This is a genomic window from Streptomyces sp. NPDC002788 (assembly GCF_053592115.1).
Window position 1 is genome coordinate 567,499 of the sequence record NZ_JBSFVB010000001.1, and the last position, 19,927, is coordinate 587,425.

Sequence of the window (19,927 nt, forward strand, 5' to 3'; positions counted from 1 at the left end):
CCGTGGCTCATCCGCCCGTGCTGGCGTTGCGCGGCATCTCCAAGCGGTTCGGCGGCGTCCAGGCGCTCGTGGACGTGAACCTGCGGGTCCGGGCCGGTGAGGTCGTGGCCCTCGCGGGTGACAACGGAGCCGGCAAATCCACGCTGGTGAAGGTGGTCTCCGGGGTCAGCCCGGCCGACCGGGGCGTCATCGAGTGGGAGGGGCGCCTGGTGCAGATCAAGCGCCCGCACGACGCCCACGCCTTGGGCATCGCGACCGTGTACCAGGACGTCGCCATGTGCGACAACCTGGATGTCGTGGGGAATCTGTTCCTCGGCCGGGAGATCGACCGGGTGGGCATCCTCGACGAGGTGGAGATGGAGCGCCGTGCCCGTGATCTGATGCGCGCGCTGTCGATCCGTGTCCCGGATGTGCGGATGCCCGTGGCGGCGCTGTCCGCCGGGCAGCGGCAGGCCGTCGCGATCTCCCGCTCGCTCTTGGGCGCGCCCAAGGTCCTGCTGCTCGACGAGCCGACCGCGGCCCTGGGGGTGGAGCAGACCAGCCACCTGCTCGACCTCATCGAGGAGGTGCGCGACCGCGGGATGGCGATCATCCTGATCAGTCACAACATGGGGGACATCAAGGCCGTCGCGGACCGGGTCGCCGTGCTGCGACTGGGCCGCAACAACGGTCTGTTCGACGTGAGCACGGTGACGCAGGAACAGATCATCTCCTCGGTCACCGGGGCGGCGGACAACGCGGTGGCCCATCGCTCGAAGGGCGGCGAGGAGGCATGGCCGTGAGCCGCGGCGGGCCGCACCGGGACGGCGGGGGGACCGGGCCCGTCACGGCCGGCCGGGAAGCGCGTACCCGCGGCTGGCAGGACAACCTGCGGGAGTACGCCTCGGACGTCCGCGGCAGTGTGCGGGACGGCGAGCGCGGGCCGCTCCTGGTCATCGCCGGGCTGATCGTGATCTGGGCCGTCTTCCAGGCGCTGGACGACAAGTTCCTCTCGCCGCGCAACCTGTCCAACATCGGCGTGGACATCGTCGGGACCGGTCTGGTCGCCGTCGGCATCGTGTTCGTGCTGCTGATCCGGGAGATCGATCTGTCGGTCGGCTCGGTCAGCGGTCTGGCGGGGGCCGCGTTCGCCGTCCTGAACGTGAACCACGGGGTGCCGGAGTGGCTCGCGGTGATCGTGGCGGTGGCCGCCGGCATGGCCGTGGGCGCCTTCCACGGGGTCTTCTTCGCCTGGCTCGGCGTTCCCGCGTTCGTGGTGACGCTCGCGGGGCTGCTGGTGTGGAACGGCCTGACGCTCGACCTGCTGGGCGCGAGCGGCACGATCAACATCGACGAGGAGGGGCTGGTCGCCTCCCTGACCAGCCGGCACTTCGGTGACGACATCGTGGCGTACGCGGTCGCGGCGCTCGGCACGGCCGGGTACTTCCTGGCCGCCCGGCGCAGGCGGAGCCGGCACCGGGCCGCCGGGATGCCGTACCAGCCGGAGGGCGAGATCTGGCTGCGCACCGCTCTCCTCGCGGTGGTCGCCTTCGCTGCGGCGCACACCCTCAACCGTTTCCAGGGGCTGCCGCTCGCGCTGCTGATCTTCCTGGTGGTGCTGGTCGTCTCGGACTACGTGCTGCGCCGCACCCGCTACGGGCGGCGGGTGTACGCGCTGGGCGGCGGGGTCGAGGCGGCGCGGCGGGCGGGCATCGGGGTGGAGCGGGTGCGGGTCGCGATGTTCATGGTGTCGGGGACGCTGGCCGCGGTGGGCGGGCTGTTCGTGGCGTCGGGGCTGACCTCGGCGAGCCCCACGACGGCCCGTGCCGCCGGTTCCGGGATGCTGCTGATCAACGCGATCGCGGCGGCCGTGATCGGCGGGACGAGTCTGTTCGGCGGGCGGGGTTCGCCCTGGTCGGTGCTATTGGGGGTGCTGGTCATCCAGTCGATCGCCTCGGGCATGGGGCTGCTCGGGGTCGAGGACGCCGTGCAGTTCATGATCACGGGAGGCGTGCTGCTGGCCGCCGTAGCCGCCGACGCGCTCTCCAGACGGGCTCAGGCCGGGCGAGGCCTCCCCTGATCCATTCCTTTTGTCTAGATATGTCTAAGATCCGGCAAAGGCGGGTAGGGGCCGGAATGCCATGACACGGAGCCGCCTCGCCAAATGGGCCGTGGCCGCGACGGTCGCCGCGGGTCTGGCCGCCGCCGGATGCGGTGACACCGATCCGCCCGGCGGCACGGATCAGGCCGACCTGAGTGTGCTCGCGGTGGACGCGCCCCAGATGCAGACCCTCAAGAGGCTCACCAAGGAGCACTTCACGGTGGAGACCGGCATCACGGTCGACTACACGCTGCTGCCGGAGAACGAGGGCCGGGACCGGATGAACCGCGAGTTCGCGACGCAGGCCGGGAACTACGACGTCGCGAGCGTCAGCGCGTACGAGGTGCCGATCTACGCGGACAACGGCTGGCTCGCCCCCCTGGACTCCTATGTGGCGGCGGACGAGGACTTCGACCAGGACGACGTCTTCCCGAACCTGGTGGCGTCGCTGACCGGGGAGGAGGGCAAGCTCTACGCCGAGCCGTTCTACGGCGAGGGTTCCTTCCTGATGTACCGCAAGGACCTCTTCCACAAGGACGGGCTGACGATGCCCGCGAACCCGACGTGGAAGCAGGTCGCCGATCTCGCCGCCCGGGTCGACGGCACCGACGGCGCGAGCGGCATCTGCCTGCGCGGCCTGCCCGGCTGGGGCCAGAACCTCGCCCCGATCAACACGGTCGTCAACACCTTCGGCGGCGCCTGGTACGACATGGACTGGAACGCCCGTCTGACCTCACCGGAGTTCAAGGAGGCCGTCCGGTTCTACGTCGACCTGCTCCGCTCGCACGGGCAGCCCGGCGCCGAGCGGATGGGCGTGATGGAGATCCTCGACAGCTTCGTCGCGGGCGAGTGCGCCATGATGTACGACGCCACGTCGCTGGCCTCGTCGATCGAGGCCGACGGTTCCTCGGTCAAGGGCAAGGTGGGCTACGTCCCGGCCCCGCACCACAAAACCGAGAAGGCCGGCTGGCTGTGGACCTGGGCGTGGGGTATCCAGCAGGCCTCCGACAAGAAGGACGCCGCCTGGGAGTTCATCTCCTGGGCCTCCTCCAAGGAGTACCAGGCGCAGGTCGGCCAGGAGGTGGGCTGGACCTCGGCACCCGCCGGGAACCGCAGGTCGCTCTACGACAACCCCGAGTACCAGCAGGCGGCCGGCGCCTGGTACCGGCAGGAGTACACGGCGGCGACGGACTCCGCCGATCCGAAGAACCCCGGCGTCGGCCCGCGCCCCTACTCCGGCATCGGCTTCCTCAGCATTCCCGAGTTCGCGGTGCTGGGTACGGCGGTCTCCGAGCAGATCGCCGCGGCGATCGCCGGGCAGCAGTCGGTGGACGCCGCCCTGGACAAGGCGCAGGACCTCGCGCACGCCGCGGCGGCGAAGTACCGGGACGAGTGAGCCGACGGTCACTCACCGCTCCTCGGGGAGCCGCGCGTGATCATCTGCGGTATCCGGCGGGCGGACGGCGCTTCCTCATCTCCGGTATCCGGCGGGCGGACGGCACGTCATCACCTGCCGTCCTCCGCCGGTCCCGACGAGCCGGCGGAGGACCGGGCTCGGATACGGCCGCTGGGGGCTTCAGGGTGCCGGGCACGTACCGATCGTGTCCCCGTCCGCCGGGAGAACCCGGTGTTGAGGCCGGGCCCCGGCGCCGTCCGCGCGCCGAACGGCGCGGGGCCGCGCCCCCGGTCACCCGGGAACGCGGCCTTCGAACCGCCGTGCCGCTCCGCTTACTTGCGGATCAGGCTGCGCAGCACGTACTGCATGATGCCGCCGTTGCGGTAGTAGTCAGCCTCACCCGGGGTGTCGATGCGGACGACCGCGTCGAACTCGACGCCGGTGTCGGTGGTGACCTTCACCGTGCGCGGGGTGGTGCCGTCGTTGAGCTCGGTGACGCCGGAGATGGAGAAGGTTTCCTCACCGGACAGGCCGAGGGACTCGGCGGACCGGCCCTCCGGGAACTGCAGCGGCAGGACGCCCATGCCGATGAGGTTCGAGCGGTGGATGCGCTCGTAGGACTCGGCGATGACGGCCTTGACGCCGAGGAGCGCGGTGCCCTTGGCCGCCCAGTCGCGGGACGAACCGGAGCCGTACTCCTTGCCGGCCAGGACGACCAGCGGGATGCCGGCGGCCTGGTAGTTCTGCGAGGCGTCGTAGATGAAGGAGACCGGGCCGCCGTCCTGCGTGAAGTCACGCGTGTAGCCGCCCTCGGTGCCCGGCGCGATCTGGTTGCGCAGGCGGATGTTGGCGAACGTACCGCGGATCATGACCTCGTGGTTGCCGCGGCGGGAGCCGTAGCTGTTGAAGTCGCGGCGCTCGACGCCGTGCTCGGTGAGGTACTTGCCCGCCGGGGTGTCGGCCTTGATGGCGCCGGCCGGGGAGATGTGGTCGGTGGTGACCGAGTCGCCGAGCTTGGCGAGGACGCGGGCGCCGGAGATGTCGGAGACCGGGGTGGTCTCCATCGTCATGCCCTCGAAGTACGGGGGCTTGCGCACGTAGGTGGACTCGGCGTCCCACTCGAAGGTGTTGCCGGTCGGGATCGGCAGCGCCTGCCACTGGGCGTCGCCCGCGAACACGTCGCTGTAGGACTTGGAGAACATGTCCTCGCCGATGGCGTTGGCGACGACGTCGTTGACCTCGGCCTCGGTCGGCCAGATGTCCTTCAGGAAGACCGGGTTGCCGTCCTGGTCGGTGCCCAGGGCGTCCTTGGTGATGTCCACCTTCATGGAGCCCGCGAGGGCGTAGGCGACGACCAGCGGCGGGGACGCCAGGTAGTTCATCTTGACGTCGGGGTTGATACGGCCCTCGAAGTTGCGGTTGCCGGAGAGGACCGAGGTGACGGCGAGGTCGTTGTCGTTGACGGCCTTGGAGACCTCCTCCGGCAGCGGGCCGGAGTTGCCGATGCAGGTGGTGCAGCCGTAGCCGACGAGGTTGAAGCCGACCTTGTCGAGGTACGGGGTCAGGCCCGCCTTGTCGAAGTAGTCGGTGACGACCTTGGAGCCCGGCGCGAGGGTGGTCTTGACCCACGGCTTGCGGGTCAGGCCCTTCTCCACCGCCTTCTTGGCCACCAGGGCGGCGGCGACCATGACGTACGGGTTGGAGGTGTTGGTGCAGGAGGTGATGGCCGCGACGGTCACGGCGCCGTGGTCGATCTCGTAGGTCGAGCCGTCGGGGGCGGTGACGGTGACCGGGTTCGACGGGACGGCGGCACCGGTGCCCTCGGCGTGCTGCGGCGCGCCGGCGCCGTTCTCCTGGTTGCCGTAGGCGGGGGCGTCGGAGGCCGGGAAGGACTCGGCGCTCGCCTCGTCGACCGGGGAGGCGGCGGTCTGCTGGGCGACGGGCGCCTCGACGTAGTTGAGGACGTCCTTCGCGAACTGCTGGGCGGCCTCGGCGAGGACGATGCGGTCCTGCGGGCGCTTCGGGCCGGCGATGGAGGGGACGACCGTCGACAGGTCGAGCTCCAGCTTCTCGGAGAAGTCCGGCTCGGCCTTCGGGTCCAGCCAGAGGCCCTGCTCCTTGGCGTACGCCTCGACCAGCGCGAGCTGCTGCTCGGAGCGGCCGGTGAGCTTCAGGTACTTGATGGTCTCGTCGTCGATCGGGAAGATCGCGGCGGTGGAGCCGAACTCCGGCGACATGTTGCCGATGGTGGCGCGGTTGGCGAGGCTGGTGGCCGCCACGCCCTCGCCGTAGAACTCGACGAACTTGCCGACGACGCCGTGCTTGCGCAGCATCTCGGTGATGGTGAGCACCAGGTCGGTGGCCGTGGTGCCTGGGGTGAGCTCGCCGGTGAGCTTGAAGCCGACGACACGCGGGATGAGCATGGAGACCGGCTGGCCGAGCATGGCCGCCTCGGCCTCGATGCCGCCGACGCCCCAGCCGAGAACGCCCAGGCCGTTGACCATGGTGGTGTGCGAGTCGGTGCCGACGAGGGTGTCGGGGTAGGCCTGGCCGTTACGGACCATGACCGTGCGGGCCAGGTGCTCGATGTTCACCTGGTGGACGATGCCGGTGCCGGGCGGGACGACCTTGAACTCGTCGAAGGCGGTCTGGCCCCAGCGCAGGAACTGGTAGCGCTCCCTGTTGCGGCCGTACTCCAGCTCGACGTTCTGCGCGAAGGCCTCGTTGGTGCCGAACTTGTCGGCGATGACGGAGTGGTCGATGACCAGCTCGGCCGGGGCCAGCGGGTTGATCTTCGCCGGGTCGCCGCCCAGCTCCTTGACGGCCTCACGCATGGTCGCGAGGTCCACGACGCAGGGCACGCCGGTGAAGTCCTGCATGATCACGCGGGCCGGCGTGAACTGGATCTCCTGGCTGGGCTGGGCCTGCGAGTCCCATCCACCGAGGGCACGGATGTGGTCGGCGGTGATGTTCGCGCCGTCCTCGGTGCGGAGCAGGTTCTCCAGCAGGACCTTGAGGCTGTAGGGGAGGCGGGCCGAGCCCTCCACCTTGTCCAGCCGGAAGATCTCGTACGACTCGTCGCCCACCTGCAGCGTGCTGCGGGCGTCGAAGCTGTTCGCCGACACGACAGTCTCCTTCATTGATGTGCGCGTACCACCACGATCCTGCCGCCACGGCCTCTCGACCGATCCGCTAAGGTAAGGCTAAGTTAGGCAAGCCTTACCGTGGGACCCGATGGCGACGTGCGCTGCGGTGCTCCTCGGCAGATATCTCGATGTCGAGATAACTCTAGTACACCCGAGCCGGTTGGTCATGCCCGGAATCGTTGTCCGCTGTCATCCGATCCAGGCGTTTGACAGCGAACCAAGTCGTTCTGGCTTCCTTGCCGGCGAACCCAGTCGTACGAGGGGACGTACTGGGGGTGCTGGGTGGCCGTACCGGGCGGGGTGGATCTTGCGGAGTCATGATGGATTTCGATCCCGGGGTGGTGGGGATCACCTCGCGGCCGTTCTGGCTGAACTGGCACGACGGTGAGCGTGAGCGTCGGCATGCTCCGGACTCCTTCGTGCGCCGCGTGGACGGTTCGGCGGTGGTTGTGGATGTCCGCGCTGATGAGCGGATCGGGCCGAGGGACGCGGAGGCGTTCGAGGTGACGCGCCGGGCCTGCCGTCAGGCGGGGTGGGACTTCGAGCGGGTCGGCGTTCCGGAGGAAAAGATGCTGAGTCGAGACGAGATGTCTGGTCTCAGTAGATCTGTTCACGTTGGTGCTGTGTCGGTTGGGGGCGGCAAGCGATCGTCTCTGCCACGGCCTACGATCGGGGCGACATCACTTCGTCGACTCCAGAATGCGGTCGAGTGTCCGGCGCCCCATTCTGCTCATCGTCGGATTGCTCTCGACGTAGTACCAGACGAGACCCATCGCCTGTTCGAAGGCCCATGCCTTGCCGCGCTCCCACTCCAGATCGTCGCAGGCCAGTCCCCGCCGGAGCACTTCCCGTGGGCCCGGTTGCAACAGGTGCCAGGCGCTGACCAGATCCAGCGCGGGGTCGGCCGGGCCGAAGCCGCCGGTGTCGAGTACGCCGCTGAGCCGGTCTCCCGTGACCAGTACGTTGCCGGGAATCAAGTCACCATGGCTCATCACGTCGGCAGCCGTGCGTGGCAACTCCCGGAGGTGGCTCCACACCTGGCGCAGCCGGGGCACGTCGAGCAGCCCCTTACTCTCCTCGAAGCACTGCGCCATCCAATCGTCGTGGTGAGCGAGAACGCCGCCACGGTTCTCGCCGCTGAAACGCCGCCCCCACGTCTCGGCGTCCCGCAGGGCTGCGATGAAGGCCGCAAGATCCTCGGCGAAAGCGTCCGACCCACTCGGGTCGGCATCAAAGGCGACCGTTCCCGGCAGCCATGTCTGGACCGACCACGGCATGGGGTAACCCGCTCCAGGCTTTCCCAGGGCGACGGGTTCCGGAACGGGGAACCGAGACACCTGTGCCAGCTCCGCGCTCGCCTGGGCTTCCCTTTCCAGAACCGCCAGCGCCTGAGCGGCATCGGTCAGACGCAGCGGGAAACGCGCGGAGAGGTCATCCCCGATGCGGAAGATGGCGTGGACTGTCCCGGTCGACGACAGGAGTTGGATCGCCTTGCCGCTCCACTGAGGGAACTGTTCTTGGATCAAGGTCGCGACGATGTCGGTGGTCACATCCACTTGGTCATCGTGCATGGTCAATCTCGCAGGCCCTTCCACTAGCCGGTTCGAAACGACGGAAGCGGTCCAGATCAACTGAGACGACAGCCAGTATTCAGGCGCCAGGTTCCAGATCAACTGAGATTTTTTCGGCCACCCAGGTGTCTCAACCGTTCTGGCCGCCCCAGGTCACAGCCGCGGCTTTGGACCAGATCACTTGAGACGGAACACGAGAGGCACCCACCGAGAGCGATCGTTTGCCATCGAACCTAGTCGCTCGAGGTCAAAGCCTCGCAACCGACTAACTTCGAAGTCAAAGGACAGTCGTCGCTGACCGCTCTCATCCCACAGCGGCGTCCACTCGGCGGACCCAGCCCTACCGGGGGTGCCGGGTTTGCCGTACCTGCTGAGTGGATCCGGTGGAGCCGTACGTCGAGCTCGCGTGGACGCGGTACGCGAGCGGCAACGCCGTCCGCTGCTGGATCGGGTGTCGGCCCGGCCCGAGGACGCCGCGCCGGTGCGGCCGTTTCGCCGGCCTCGTGGCGAGCGTCACTTCGCGGGCCGGCGGGCGACGGGACCTCCGCCCCTACGTCCGCTCGCGCCGCCCTCAGCGTTACGCCGCGAAACGGCAGCCCCGACCCGCCTTGCCACCGCCGCGAAGCAGACACCTCTGCCCGGTGGGCTAGGCTGTCCGGCCATGAATACCGGGACGGCATCGCGCCACACACTGATGGGTGACCCGGTGCCCTTCTGAGCGCCGTTCGGGCCGGTTCGGGCCCGCCCTTCGAACGGGGATCCCGCGCCGCTGCACGGGCTCCGCCTCCGTCGTGTTGATCACAGGCTCGACACATCAACCACGACAGGAGGAGACCTCATGCCCACCAAGACACTGCAGATCCCCACCGCGGACGGCCACGCGGACGCCTTCGCCGCCCTCCCCGACCACGGCGAGCGTCACCCGGCGGTGCTGATGTACGCGGACGGCTTCGGCATCCGGCCTGTGCTGCGGGAGATGGCCTGCGAACTGGCCGGTCACGGGTACTACGTGCTGGTCCCCAACCTCTTCTACCGGCACGGCCCGGCACCACTGATCGAACTTCCCGAGCACATCGGAGAAGAGGTCCGGCCCACGCTCATGGCCCAACTGATGCCCCTGATCGAGGCGCACACCGCCGAACGCGCACTGAGCGACGCCGACGCCTACCTCAGGTTCCTCACCACCCAGCCCGAGGTCGCCGCCGGACCGGTCGCGGTGACCGGCTACTGCATAGGCGGCCTCCTGGCGATGCGCACCACCGCGGCCCACTCCGGCCAGGTGGCCGCAGTCGCCGCGTTCCACGGCCCCGTGGGTGCCGACGGGCCCGAGACCTTCGCAAAGATCACCGCCCAGATCCACTTGGGCCATGCCGAAAGCGACCTGACGCCCGAGGCTCTGGGCGAGCTCAACCGGTCCCTGGACGCCGCGAAGGTCGACTACACCTCCGAGATCTACCCCGGCACCCTCCACGGGTTCACCATGTCCGACACCGACGCCTTCGACCCCGCCGGACTGCAGCGCCACTGGGACCGCCTGCTCCCGCTTCTCGACGGCGCACTGACTCATTAGCCAGCAGCTGAGGCTCCGGCTCGGAAACCAGAGCTGAAGCACACGACTGCGACCGGCAGAAGGCCCGGCGGGCCACACCGATGTCGACGTGGCCGGCCCGCCCGGCCAACGAACGCCGGATGGCCGTCGAGCAGCCGGACTTCGTCCGAATGCTCTCGCTCGGCGCCGCGGAGTTGCTCGCCGTCGCCGCCGGGCCGTCCCGCCGAACGGGACGTCCCAGGCCGTGACGGCTTCCTCAGCCGATCCAGTCCAGACAGGTCAGCGGCATCTGTGGCGACCAATTCGCTGAGCGAGAGCGGTCCGGACTTTCCGGCACCTCGGCGACGCCGTCCCGATACCGGCCGGCCGTGGATACAGGCCACCTTCGCTCCCCAGGGCGGTCGGGCGGAGCGGGGAGCGCTCGCGGTGCCGTGGGTGCGACGAGACGACGCCTCCCGTTCTGCCATCAGTGGACGAACTCGGGGTAACCGAACGGAACCGGGGAAGCCCGGTGAACACCGGAAGGAGGCCCTGAATGCCCCTCACGTTCCGCAAGAGTTTCCGGATCCTTCCCGGAGTGCGACTGAACATCAACAAGCGCTCCTGGTCCATCACCACCGGCGGCGGAAAGAACGGCCCGCGCCACACGCGCAGCAGCACGGGACGTCGTACGACATCGATGGATCTGCCCGGACCTTTCGGGTGGCGGCGCACCCGGACGGCGCGGCGCCACTGAGGCCGCCGGGCAGGATTGACGCCGCGTCACCCGAACGGACCCCCCGGGCAGGTGCCATCTCATATCTGAGATAACCTCAACCACATGGCAGACGACTACCTCGTACGCATCGGCAAGCTCATCCGTGACGCCCGGCAGCACCGGGGCTGGACTCAGTCGCAGCTGGCGGAGGCGCTCGGCACCAGTCAGAGCGCCGTCAACCGGATCGAGCGCGGCAATCAGAACATCAGCCTTGAGATGATCGCGCGCATCGGGGAGGCCCTCGACAGCGAGATCGTGTCGCTCGGCTACGCCGGCCCGATGCACCTGCGCGTCGTCGGCGGCCGCCGACTGTCCGGTGCCATCGACGTGAAGACCAGCAAGAACGCGTGCGTGGCGCTGCTGTGCGCCTCACTGCTCAACCAGGGGCGCACGGTGCTGCGTCGCGTCGCCCGCATCGAGGAGGTGTACCGCCTCCTCGAGGTGCTCGGCTCCATCGGGGTGCGCACCCGGTGGATCAACGACGGTGTGGACCTGGAGATCGTGCCGTCGGCCGAGCTGGACCTCGCGGCGATCGACGCGGACGCGGCCCGCCGCACCCGCTCGATCATCATGTTCCTCGGCCCTCTGCTGCACCGCATGGACCGCTTCATGCTGCCGTACGCCGGCGGCTGCGACCTCGGTACCCGCACGGTCGAGCCCCACATGATCGCGCTGCGCCGGTTCGGTCTCGACATCGCAGCCACCGAGGGCCAGTACCACGCGGTGGTGGACCGCTCGGTCCGCCCGGACCGTCCGATCGTGCTGACCGAGCGCGGCGACACGGTGACCGAGAACGCGCTGCTGGCGGCCGCCCGGCACGACGGCATCACCGTCATCCGCAACGCCTCGTCGAACTACATGGTCCAGGACCTGTGCTTCTTCCTGGAGGCCCTCGGCGTCAAGGTCGACGGCATCGGCACGACCACGCTCACCGTGCACGGCGTGCCGACCGTCGACGTCGACGTGGACTACTCCCCCTCCGAGGACCCGGTCGAGGCGATGAGCCTGGTCGCGGCGGCCGTCGTCACCGAGTCGGAGCTGACGGTGCGTCGGGTGCCGATCGAGTTCCTGGAGATCGAGCTGGCCGTGCTCGAGGAGATGGGCCTCGACCACGACCGCACGCCCGAGTACTTCGCCGACAACGGCCGCACCCGGCTGGTGGACCTCACCGTCCGGCCCTCCAAGCTGGAGGCGCCGATCGACAAGATCCACCCCATGCCGTTCCCCGGCCTGAACATCGACAACGTCCCCTTCTTCGCGGCCATCGCGGCGGTCGCGCAGGGCAAGACCCTCATCCACGACTGGGTCTACGACAACCGCGCGATCTACCTGACCGACCTGAACCGCCTCGGCGGCCGGCTCCAGCTGCTGGACCCCCACCGCGTCCTGGTCGAGGGCCCGACCCGCTGGCGCGCCGCCGAGATGATGTGCCCACCGGCCCTGCGCCCCGCGGTGGTCGTCCTGCTCGCGATGATGGCGGCCGAGGGCACGTCGGTGCTGCGCAACGTGTATGTCATCAACCGGGGCTACGAGGACCTGGCGGAGCGGCTGAACTCGATCGGGGCGCAGATCGAGATCTTCCGGGACATCTGAACCGCGGATGCCGCCGGTGCCGCGGGACGCCGGGTGGCTCAGTGGATCAGCGCGTCCTGCACGTCGCTCTGCCAGTAGGTGACGTAGTTGGAGCTGTTGAAGTACACGCCGCCGTTGGGGAGCTTCAGCGTGATGCCCTTGCCGATCGAGCCGTTCAGCTTCTTGCTGGAGAAGGTCACGCCCAGGGTCTTGGCGGTGTAGCCCTCGTAACCGTCGGGGCCGCTGGTCCCGACGGCGGCGTACCCGGACGCTCCGGGAGCCAGCGTCACCACAGCCTGAGGGCGGCTGGACTCCAGCCACGGGACGGGGGGGCCTGGGCACCCTCGCCGGCGGCCAGGTAGGGCGCGCCGTCGAGGTTGCAGGGCTTGGTGCCGGTGTTGGTGGCCGTGAGCAGCAGGTGGTTGATGGGTCGGACTACCTCCTCGACGGTCAGTTTCGTGTTCGCCGTGGTGCAGTCGACGATCGAGGCGGCCTTCTTCGGGATGGCGGCGGAGGCGGTCTGGACACCGGCGAGCGCGACAGCGGCGACGACCACGGAGGAGGCGGCCACGCGGGTGGGGAAGCGGTTTGCGATACGCATGGAATGCACTGCTTTCTGTGGGTTTCTCATGGTTGGAAGGCGATCTTCTGATTGATGGGTGCCGTTCGGTCCTGCTTGGTGCGCCGCGTGGGTTGCGGACCGCTGCCCGGCCGGGTGCCGGTTCTCGCAACTGTGCGACCGACTGCTTTCAGGTCAGATACGCGCCCGAAAAACGAAGTTGAGAGCGCCGTCACCGCGTCGGGCGGAGCGGCGTGCTTCGATGGCCAAAGCCTGTGCCACGCTCCGTCCCATTCCAAGCTGACCTTTGGAACGCTGGGACGCCGGCACCGGCTTTGAACAGGGGGAACGTCCCTTCGCGGGACGCCGAACGAGATGGAGGACTGGTGGGGGCGGCTGAGGAGACAGCTGATTTCGCCGCGCTTCTACGCGCGTTGAAGCAACGTTCGGGGCTGAGCTACGAAGCCCTGGCCAAGCGGGCGCACATGAGCACGTCGACGCTGCACCGCTACTGCAAGGGGGAGGGGGTGCCGGCCGACTACGCGTCGGTCTCGCGTTTCGCGCGGGTGTGCAAGGCGACCCCGGAGGAAGTGGTCGAGCTGCACCGTCGATGGGTCATGGCGGACGCGGCACGGGAACGCTCACGGCAAGCCGCGGCGGGCCGGGCGGAAAGGACGCCGGCGGCCGCGGGCCAGGAGCGCGCGCCTGAACCCGGCTCCGCGCGGGAGCACCGGGCACCCGAACCCGGCTCCGAGCCGGAGCGTGCTCCCGAACGCGCAGCCGGGCCCGCGGCGCGACCGGCGGCCGGTCGCGAGTCGGCGGCCGTGCCGGAGCCCGGGGCGGCAGCGGCAGCGGCAGCGGTACCGGCGTCCGTATCCGGGCCCGGGCCCACGCCCGAGAGCGTGCCCGCACCCGGTTCCGCGTTGCCACCGGAAGTGGAGGTCCGCACTCAGGGCTCGGTGCTGCGCCGCTTCGGCTTCCGTAAGCGGGGGGCCGTGGTCGCCGCGAGCACCGTGGCCGTGGTCGCTTTGTCCACAGCCATCATCATGAACCCGGACCGTGGCGAGGACTCGGCAGACGTCCGACCGGAGGGCGCCGTCACCCTGTCCACCGCTCCCTCGGCATCGCCCGGGTCGGCGTCCCCGTCGAAGTCCCCCTCAGCGCGGCCGAGCCGCTCGTCCGCCTCGAAGACGCCAAGCGCGAAGCCGTCGGCGTCGGTGAGCGGCGGTGCTGCCGCCGCGGCCCCGGACAGCCCACCGGATGCCGCCCCGGAGGATGGACCCGTGCCGCTGACGGTGAGCGCCCGCGCCCACGACTGGGAGGATTACTGCGGGACGTTCTACCTGGTCGACCGCCTCCCCGCCCAGGTCCCCCTGCCACCGCCCACGATCCGGGACGCCCCGAAGTGGGCGAGCGACGTCGGTGCCGTCTCCGCCGGCAGGCATCGTGTGTCGGTGACCGTCCAGGGCACCGGGGACAAAGCCGTCGTCATCGAGTCGCTGCACGTCCGCGTGGTCGGCTCGAACGTGCCTTTGCCCTGGACCGCGTACGTGATGGGGGTGGGCTGCGGCGGAGGGGTGGAACCACGGGAGTTCGGGCTGGACCTCGACGCGGCACGGCCCACTGTGAAGCCGAAGGGGGGCCAGCGCGGCTTCCCCTACAAGGTCAGCCAATCCGACCCCGAGGTGCTGCACATCACCTCCCACACCGACACCCGTGACGTGAAGTGGTACCTGGAGCTGCAGTGGAGCAGCGGCGGCCGCCAGGGAACGATAGAGATCAGGGACGGCGAAAAGCCCTTCCACACCACGTCCATGACGGGCCGCCCACTTTACGGTCACGTCCCCGGCCGCACCGAGTGGATCGAGCAGGAGCAGCAGCGGTAGCCGTCCCCGCACACATCACCGAAAATGCCGGTGGGACGGCCGGACTTCAGAAGTCCGGCCGGCCCACCGCGTACCAGCCTCCCTGTTTCGCTTCGGGTGACTGCGCCGGCTTGGTCCGGATGGGTTGGCAATTCTGGAGTCCACTGACCCGGACAAGGACGCCGAGCTGGACCGGATCGAGTACGCCCTCAACAAGCAGGGGATCGACGACATGTGGCTCCCACAGTGACGGAAGGCACGGGACGGCGTCAGCGAGCTGGACGCGCCCTGCGGTTCGTCGGCGCTTGCGCCGCGGTGAGTTCCACGGACTGGGGAGGCATGCGCAGGAGGGGAGCCCAAGCGGCGCCGGGTCGTCTGGTGCCGGCGCCGCCTTACGGGGCCTCAGTCGGCCGGGGTTTCGCCAATTTTGTCGACGACGCCGACCTTGAGCAGGGCAACCTCGTCGGAGCCGAGGTAGTTGAGGCTGTTCCTGTCGAAGACCCATACCTGGCGGTCGTCGCCGTCGCCGAAGGTCAGGCCGACGCCGGGGCGGCCGGCTGCGTCCTCGGCGTTGTCGACGACGGTGACGCCCGGAATCCTGGCGGCGGCACGGTAGAGGGCCGCGTCCACCTGGGGCAGCAGGATGGCGCCCGGCAGCATGGTGCCGATCTTCTCCAGGGCCGCTTCCTCGTGCGTCGGGCCCTGGCCTTCGGTGGCGGCCCAGACCTGCTGGTACAGCTTGTCGGGGTCGGTGGGCAGAGCCTGGAGTTCGCGGTAGGTGGTGGCGTTCGGGTCGGCCTCGAGCTTCATGTCGTAGGTCCCCTGGCCGGAGGGGTCGGAGGGGCCGGAGAGGACGGTGATCCGGGCCAGTCCGTCCCGGCTGCCGTCGACGGTGTGCCAGTCGGAGCGGCGGAAGGTGTCCTCGCCCTGGTCCATGACCTGCTGGGTGCCTTGGGTCTGCGTGTAGACGTACTGGTCGTCGCGGACCTGGGTGGTGTTCTTCGCGGCGGCGACCGTGGCGATACGGTTCAAGAGGTTCACAGCCTCCTTGTCGGTGGCCGGGCGTTCGGTCCCGCCGCTCACGCCGAGCGCGAGGACGGTCGCGACGAGTGCGGCGGCGGTGCCCAGCGGAACGGCGATCAGGGCGAGCCGCCGCCGGGGGCGATGGGCTGCGCGCGGTGCCGGGGGTGTGACACGTGTGTGCGGGGCGGCTTGACGGGTGATCTCCTGCATCAGGTGGTCCTCCAGTTGCGACAGACGGTCGCTCGGCAGGACCGGGTCACCCGGGCTCGGCAGCAGCCGGGCCAGTTCTTCGCTTTCTGCGGGCTTCATCGGCGATTCTCCTGTGCCTGTGTCGACCGGACCGCGTCGGTGCGGCCACCCCGTTCCTGTCCGCTGCCGCGGGGGGATCTCGTTTCGTTTTCGGCTGTCGGAGTCGGTGGTGCCGGGGGCTTTGCGGACGCGCTGGTGCGGCGGGCGAGTTCGGCCTCCGCCAGGCGGCGCAGCCGCTGCCGGGCGCGGGACAGCCGGGACCGTACGGTGCTGACCGGCACGTCGAGGGCCTCGGCGGCGGCCGCATAGCTCAGTTCCGACCAGACGCACAGCGCGAACACCTCCCGCTCGCGTCTGCTCAGCCGGTCCAGGGCCGCACGGGCGGCCGCCAGCCGGTCCGCGTCCTCCATGCGGCCGACCAGCGCGTCGGCGAAGTCGGGCACCGTCTCGTGATCAGCCGCCCGGCCCGGCAGCCGCGCGAGGGCGGCCGCGTGGCGCCGGGCGGCCCGCCGCGTGTTGCGCAGAACGTTGGTGGCCACGCCGAACAGCCAGGCGCGCAGTCCGTCACCTTCGCCCTCACCCTGATCGGGCCACTCGGCGTCGGGTTTCAGCTTCTCCCGCAGCCGCCACGCCTCCAGGAACGTCAGTGACACGACGTCCTCCGCCGTGTTCCGGTCCCCGGTCATCCGAGCCGCATGGCTGTACACCGCCTGTGCGTGGGCGCGGAAGAGCTGGGCGAACGCCTGCGGATCACCGGCCCGTATCCGGGCGCGCAGAGAAATTTCCACACCCACCTCTGTCCGCCCGGCACCAGGCATCTCCGTGACGCTGCTCACACCAGTGTGCGAGCCCCAGTACGTCGCCCAGCTGTCAAGGACGACGGAGAACAGGCACTCCCGCACGCGGTTCAACGGGAAACTCCACGCTCCTGCGCGGGAACCCCACGCCGAAGAGGCCGCGTTTCAGCAGGTCAGCGAATTCCGTCGGCTGGCCCAAGCGCCCGGACCGCACCTTCGCCTTCGACGAGTTCGGCTCGCTCGGCATCCGCCCGGCCGCCGGGACCTGCTGGGCCGGAGCAGGCCCGACCGGCACCCGGCCACCTTCCACCGCATCCACGGAGTGCGCTACTTCCACGGTCGGCCTGGCTTCTCACCGTCACCCGTCACCTCGCGCCGCCGGAAGCCCTTCCCAGAGTTCCGACGACGCGTCGCGCGTGACGACCTGGGCCACCGGCGGTGTCAGGCCGCCTGCTTGCCGGCGAGCTTCTTCGCGACCGTGATGCGCTTGGGGTCCTCGATGTTCTGCCGTCAGTCGGGATCAAGCATCTTGGGGGCCTCGACTGGAACTCGAATGGAAGGACGCGGAGTTCCGCCAGGGGGCCGGGCGGGTCGTCACCGAGGCCAAGGACCTGGGGTGAAGGAGACCACCCTGCAGCCGGGTCGCCCGCGCTCGCGGCTACTTCTTCGACAGTTCCGGAAAGGCGTGGCGGGGCACCGAGGGTCCCGATGGACCTGTGGGAGGAGGGCCGGCAGGTCTCCGAGAACACCGTCGCCGATATCATGGCCGAGCTCGGCCTGCGGGGTCGCAAGCCGCCGCGCCGACGGAAAGCGTTGACCCGGCCGGACAACGATCGGGGGCAGCGAATACATAGCGGCAGGTCACCGCGTCCGCTGGTCTCTTCCGGGACATCCGACCCGATGGCGCGGCCGAGGTGTGCGCCCGCCCGAACGGGAAAGACCGACACTGTGGACGCGCTTCTGCTGACCTTCGGGCACAGCACCGCCGGCCGGGAGCGGATCACCGAGCTGCTGCGCCGCGCCGGTGTCACGACCGTCGTGGACGTACGGACCGCTCCCGGCAGCCGCCGCGACCCCGACCTGTTGCGGGAGCGGCTCGCCGAGTGGCTGCCGGGCAGCGGCATCGGCTACCGGTGGGAACCCGCCCTCGGCGGGTTCCGCCCCCTGCCCCCGGACAGCCCGGACGTCGTCTGGCGCAACTCCTCCTTCCGCGGATACGCCGCCCACACCCGCTCCCCCGAGTTCGTCGCCGCGATGGACCGGGTGCTGCGCGAGGCCGCGGACGCCCGCACCGCCGTGATGTGCAGCGAGGCGGTCTGGTGGCGCTGCCACCGCCGTCTGATCGCCGACTTCGCGGTGCTCGCCCGCGGCGTACCGGTTCACCACCTCATGCACGACGGGCGTCTGCGCACCCATACGCCGACACCCGGCGTACGGCTGCGCGACGACGGGCTGCTCGTGTACGACGGCCATGACGGGGGCGCGGGGCAGGCCGGTGCCTGAGTCCGTCAGTACAGCTTGTTCACCGCCTTGACGGTGGTGGCCTTGAAGTCCGCGACCTGGGCGTGCCGGAAGGTGCCCATCCGACCCCACAGGACGACCGTGACGGTGCGGCCGTCGCGGCCGACCGAGAAGAGGCCGATGTCGGAGGAGCCCCAGGCCGAGGCGGTGTGGAGGCCGTAGACGTGGGCGCCCTCCTCGACGTCGAGGCGGCCGTAGGTCTTCTGGGTCGCCGTCAGGTCCGGGTCCTGCTCCATGAGCTTCCTCGCGCAGCCGGCGATGTCCTTGCGCAGCAGTGCCGCGAAGTCCTTGGCGCGGCTCTCGTCGCGCTCCACGACAGTGATCTGCCGGGCGCTGGTGTCGAACTCGGTCCAGTAGGAGCGGTGGGTGGTCGTGGAGGGCAGCGCCTCGCCGACGCAGACCGGCAGCGGGTCCGGCTGACCGGCGGTGACCGGGCCGGCGTACCAGGGCGAGGTGGGGTGCGGCGGCAGGTCGGCCGGCTCCAGGAACCGGGGTGTGCCGGAGGCCGGCGCGGTGACGGCTACGGCCGGGACGGCGGCTGCGGCGACACCGGCCACGGCCGCCAGCGCGGCCACGGTGGTGCGGATGCCTCGGGTGCGGATCTGCATGGTCTCCCCCATGGTTCCCCCTGTCGGATGCGCGGGCTTCTGCCCTTGCTTCTCCTACGACCCGTCACTGGCGGCTTCCGTTGCCCTGGGGCCCCGCTACGGATCCGTCCCGAATGTCACCGGCGGGCTACCGCGGGTCGAGCCCCTCACCGAGGGCGGCGATGGCGGCCGGGCCGTGGCCGGCGGCGAGGAGTGGGGCGCGGATGTCACGGTCCAGGTCGGGAACGTAGCCGATGAGGACGTCGGCGGGGCCCTGGATTCGGACCTCGCCGAGGGCGGCGGGGAGGAGAAGGGTGCGGGCACGGTCCAGGCGGCCGGTCCAGGGGCCGGCGGTGACGCTGACCGGGGCGCCCGCGTTGGTGAGGATCCGCGCGGTGGAGAAGCGGTGCACCAGGGGCGTCGCCGCGCCGGAGGTGCGGCGTTCGAGGGCGAAGTGCGGGCCGGCGCAGAGGACGGTGCGCTCCGGTCCGTCGTCCTCGCGGATGCTCAGGCCCGGGTGGAACGCGGGCCTGGGGTCAGGGCGCCACTCGTCGAGCAGACGGCCGAGGTTGGCGTGCCACTCCGGGTCGGGGACGGGTGAGCCGTCCTCCATGTGGCTGCGCATGGCGTGCTGCTGGATGTCGGAGGTCTGCTCGATCTCGTAGACGAGCGTGCCCGGGCCGAAGCTGTGCAGGGTGCCGCCGGGGACGTAGACCGTCTGCCCGGCGCGGACCGGCAGGCGGCGCATGACCGCGTCGAAGTCCTGCGCGAGCAGCGCGCGGTGCAGGGTGTCGCGGTCGACGCCGGGGCGTACGCCGACCAGGGCGGTGGCTCCCGGGGCGGCGTCCAGGACGTGCCAGGCCTCGGTCTTGCCGTTGGGCTGGCCCTCCAGGCGCCGGGCGGTGGCGTCGTCGGCGTGCAGATGGACCGGGAGCGGGCCCCTGCCGTCGATGAACTTGGTGAGCAGCGGGAAGCGGGGGCCGGGGTCGAGCCGGGGGCCCAGCAGCTCCTCGGGATGGTCGGCCGTGATCTGCCCCAGGGTGCGCCCGGCCAGGGGGCCCTCGAGGACGGTCGAGGCCTCGCCCTCGACGTCGCTGACCTCCCAGGTCTCGGCGACCGGGCCGTCGGGCAGGCCGGTGCGGCCCAGCCGCTCGGCGATGGCCCGCCCGCCGAAGACGTGCTGCTTGACGGGGGTGGTGAGCCGCAGCGGATGCCAGTCCACGTCCCTCCTCTGCGGATCGGTGCCGGTTTCGGC

The 19,927-nt window shown here is 70.1% G+C and carries 16 protein-coding genes and 3 pseudogenes; 11 read left to right on the forward strand and 8 right to left on the reverse strand.

Features of this window, described 5'->3' with window-relative positions:
* The first annotated feature begins 2 nt into the window (after positions 1-2).
* From ACWD1U_RS02510 to ACWD1U_RS02520, 3 genes are all read left to right on the forward strand, one after another.
* Entirely contained in the window at positions 3-782 is a 780-nt protein-coding gene (locus ACWD1U_RS02510; RefSeq protein WP_451103812.1) for an ATP-binding cassette domain-containing protein, read from the forward strand.
* Positions 773-2,059 carry a sugar ABC transporter permease gene (locus ACWD1U_RS02515; protein WP_451103813.1) on the forward strand — a complete coding sequence of 429 codons (1,287 nt, stop codon included), beginning with the start codon at positions 773-775 and terminating at the stop codon, positions 2,057-2,059. Before ACWD1U_RS02510 ends, ACWD1U_RS02515 begins: the two co-directional genes overlap by 10 nt.
* A 61-nt stretch (positions 2,060-2,120) precedes the next feature.
* Complete coding sequence (locus ACWD1U_RS02520) at positions 2,121-3,476, forward strand: ABC transporter substrate-binding protein (RefSeq protein ID WP_451103814.1); 1,356 nt, start codon at positions 2,121-2,123, stop codon at positions 3,474-3,476.
* Positions 3,477-3,808: 332 nt separating this feature from the next.
* Here ACWD1U_RS02520 and ACWD1U_RS02525 read toward each other — a convergent pair whose 3' ends face one another.
* Entirely contained in the window at positions 3,809-6,616 is a 2,808-nt protein-coding gene (locus ACWD1U_RS02525; protein ID WP_451103815.1) for an aconitate hydratase, read from the reverse strand.
* A 326-nt stretch (positions 6,617-6,942) separates the two neighbouring features.
* On the opposite strand from ACWD1U_RS02525, the pseudogene ACWD1U_RS02530 reads away from it, so the two are divergent.
* Positions 6,943-7,182 (forward strand): annotated as a pseudogene (locus tag ACWD1U_RS02530) (TnsA-like heteromeric transposase endonuclease subunit); the annotation flags it as partial.
* Positions 7,183-7,302: 120 nt separating this feature from the next.
* Here ACWD1U_RS02530 and ACWD1U_RS02535 read toward each other — a convergent pair.
* Complete coding sequence (locus ACWD1U_RS02535) at positions 7,303-8,193, reverse strand: aminoglycoside phosphotransferase family protein (RefSeq protein WP_451103968.1); 891 nt, start codon at positions 8,191-8,193, stop codon at positions 7,303-7,305.
* Positions 8,194-9,031: 838 nt separating this feature from the next.
* On the opposite strand from ACWD1U_RS02535, the gene ACWD1U_RS02540 reads away from it, so the two are divergent.
* The 3 genes from ACWD1U_RS02540 (at position 9,032) to ACWD1U_RS02550 (ending at position 12,092) form a co-directional block, all read left to right on the forward strand.
* Positions 9,032-9,763 carry a dienelactone hydrolase family protein gene (locus tag ACWD1U_RS02540; protein ID WP_451103816.1) on the forward strand — a complete coding sequence of 244 codons (732 nt, stop codon included), beginning with the start codon at positions 9,032-9,034 and terminating at the stop codon, positions 9,761-9,763.
* 514 nt (positions 9,764-10,277) lie between these two features.
* Complete coding sequence (locus ACWD1U_RS02545) at positions 10,278-10,478, forward strand: DUF4236 domain-containing protein (protein WP_010033921.1); 201 nt, start codon at positions 10,278-10,280, stop codon at positions 10,476-10,478.
* An 84-nt stretch (positions 10,479-10,562) separates the two neighbouring features.
* Positions 10,563-12,092 carry a helix-turn-helix domain-containing protein gene (locus ACWD1U_RS02550; RefSeq protein ID WP_451103817.1) on the forward strand — a complete coding sequence of 510 codons (1,530 nt, stop codon included), beginning with the start codon at positions 10,563-10,565 and terminating at the stop codon, positions 12,090-12,092.
* A 38-nt stretch (positions 12,093-12,130) separates the two neighbouring features.
* Here ACWD1U_RS02550 and ACWD1U_RS02555 read toward each other — a convergent pair whose 3' ends face one another.
* Both ACWD1U_RS02555 and ACWD1U_RS02560 read right to left on the reverse strand, forming a co-directional pair.
* A complete protein-coding gene (locus ACWD1U_RS02555; protein ID WP_451103818.1) occupies positions 12,131-12,364 on the reverse strand; it encodes a hypothetical protein in 234 nt (77 codons plus the stop codon).
* Positions 12,358-12,672: a DUF4232 domain-containing protein gene (locus ACWD1U_RS02560; RefSeq protein ID WP_451103819.1), complete on the reverse strand. Its 315-nt coding sequence runs from the start codon at positions 12,670-12,672 to the stop codon at positions 12,358-12,360. Before ACWD1U_RS02560 ends, ACWD1U_RS02555 begins: the two co-directional genes overlap by 7 nt.
* 344 nt (positions 12,673-13,016) lie before the next feature.
* Here ACWD1U_RS02560 and ACWD1U_RS02565 point away from each other — a divergent pair, with 344 nt between their 5' ends.
* Positions 13,017-14,516, forward strand: coding sequence for a helix-turn-helix domain-containing protein (locus ACWD1U_RS02565; RefSeq protein WP_451103820.1), 1,500 nt, complete (start codon positions 13,017-13,019; stop codon positions 14,514-14,516).
* A gap of 381 nt (positions 14,517-14,897) precedes the next feature.
* Here ACWD1U_RS02565 and ACWD1U_RS02570 read toward each other — a convergent pair whose 3' ends face one another.
* Positions 14,898-15,827: a CU044_5270 family protein gene (locus ACWD1U_RS02570; protein ID WP_451103821.1), complete on the reverse strand. Its 930-nt coding sequence runs from the start codon at positions 15,825-15,827 to the stop codon at positions 14,898-14,900.
* Complete coding sequence (locus tag ACWD1U_RS02575) at positions 15,824-16,555, reverse strand: RNA polymerase sigma factor (RefSeq protein WP_451103969.1); 732 nt, start codon at positions 16,553-16,555, stop codon at positions 15,824-15,826. Before ACWD1U_RS02575 ends, ACWD1U_RS02570 begins: the two co-directional genes overlap by 4 nt.
* Before the next feature lie 212 nt (positions 16,556-16,767).
* Between ACWD1U_RS02575 and ACWD1U_RS02580 the strand changes: the two are divergent.
* The 3 genes and pseudogenes from ACWD1U_RS02580 to ACWD1U_RS02590 all read left to right on the forward strand — a co-directional run.
* Positions 16,768-16,904, forward strand: a pseudogene (locus tag ACWD1U_RS02580) (IS630 family transposase); the annotation flags it as partial.
* A gap of 98 nt (positions 16,905-17,002) precedes the next feature.
* A pseudogene (locus ACWD1U_RS02585) lies at positions 17,003-17,353 on the forward strand (IS3 family transposase); the annotation flags it as partial.
* A gap of 111 nt (positions 17,354-17,464) precedes the next feature.
* On the forward strand, positions 17,465-18,067 hold the full coding sequence (locus ACWD1U_RS02590) for a DUF488 domain-containing protein (protein ID WP_451103970.1): 603 nt from the start codon (positions 17,465-17,467) through the stop codon (positions 18,065-18,067).
* Positions 18,068-18,072: 5 nt separating this feature from the next.
* Here ACWD1U_RS02590 and ACWD1U_RS02595 read toward each other — a convergent pair whose 3' ends face one another.
* A complete protein-coding gene (locus ACWD1U_RS02595) occupies positions 18,073-18,705 on the reverse strand; it encodes a hypothetical protein (protein WP_451103822.1) in 633 nt (210 codons plus the stop codon).
* A gap of 115 nt (positions 18,706-18,820) precedes the next feature.
* Positions 18,821-19,894, reverse strand: a complete 1,074-nt coding sequence (locus tag ACWD1U_RS02600) for a type I phosphomannose isomerase catalytic subunit (RefSeq protein ID WP_451103823.1) — start codon at positions 19,892-19,894, stop codon at positions 18,821-18,823.
* Between the last annotated feature and the right edge of the window lie 33 nt (positions 19,895-19,927).

Bases quoted from the DNA above. Each gene is read 5' to 3' on its own strand.
- ACWD1U_RS02515 (WP_451103813.1), top strand. From the start codon at position 773: ATGGCCGTGAGCCGCGGCGGGCCGCACCGGGACGGCGGGGGGACCGGG.
- ACWD1U_RS02540 (WP_451103816.1), top strand. From the start codon at position 9,032: ATGCCCACCAAGACACTGCAGATCCCCACCGCGGACGGCCACGCGGAC.
- ACWD1U_RS02560 (WP_451103819.1), bottom strand. From the start codon at position 12,672: ATGCGTATCGCAAACCGCTTCCCCACCCGCGTGGCCGCCTCCTCCGTG.
- ACWD1U_RS02595 (WP_451103822.1), bottom strand. From the start codon at position 18,705: ATGGGGGAGACCATGCAGATCCGCACCCGAGGCATCCGCACCACCGTG.
- ACWD1U_RS02525 (WP_451103815.1), bottom strand. From the start codon at position 6,616: ATGAAGGAGACTGTCGTGTCGGCGAACAGCTTCGACGCCCGCAGCACG.
- ACWD1U_RS02535 (WP_451103968.1), bottom strand. From the start codon at position 8,193: ATGCACGATGACCAAGTGGATGTGACCACCGACATCGTCGCGACCTTG.
- ACWD1U_RS02545 (WP_010033921.1), top strand. From the start codon at position 10,278: ATGCCCCTCACGTTCCGCAAGAGTTTCCGGATCCTTCCCGGAGTGCGA.
- ACWD1U_RS02570 (WP_451103821.1), bottom strand. From the start codon at position 15,827: ATGAAGCCCGCAGAAAGCGAAGAACTGGCCCGGCTGCTGCCGAGCCCG.
- ACWD1U_RS02550 (WP_451103817.1), top strand. From the start codon at position 10,563: ATGGCAGACGACTACCTCGTACGCATCGGCAAGCTCATCCGTGACGCC.
- ACWD1U_RS02590 (WP_451103970.1), top strand. From the start codon at position 17,465: ATGGCGCGGCCGAGGTGTGCGCCCGCCCGAACGGGAAAGACCGACACT.
- ACWD1U_RS02520 (WP_451103814.1), top strand. From the start codon at position 2,121: ATGACACGGAGCCGCCTCGCCAAATGGGCCGTGGCCGCGACGGTCGCC.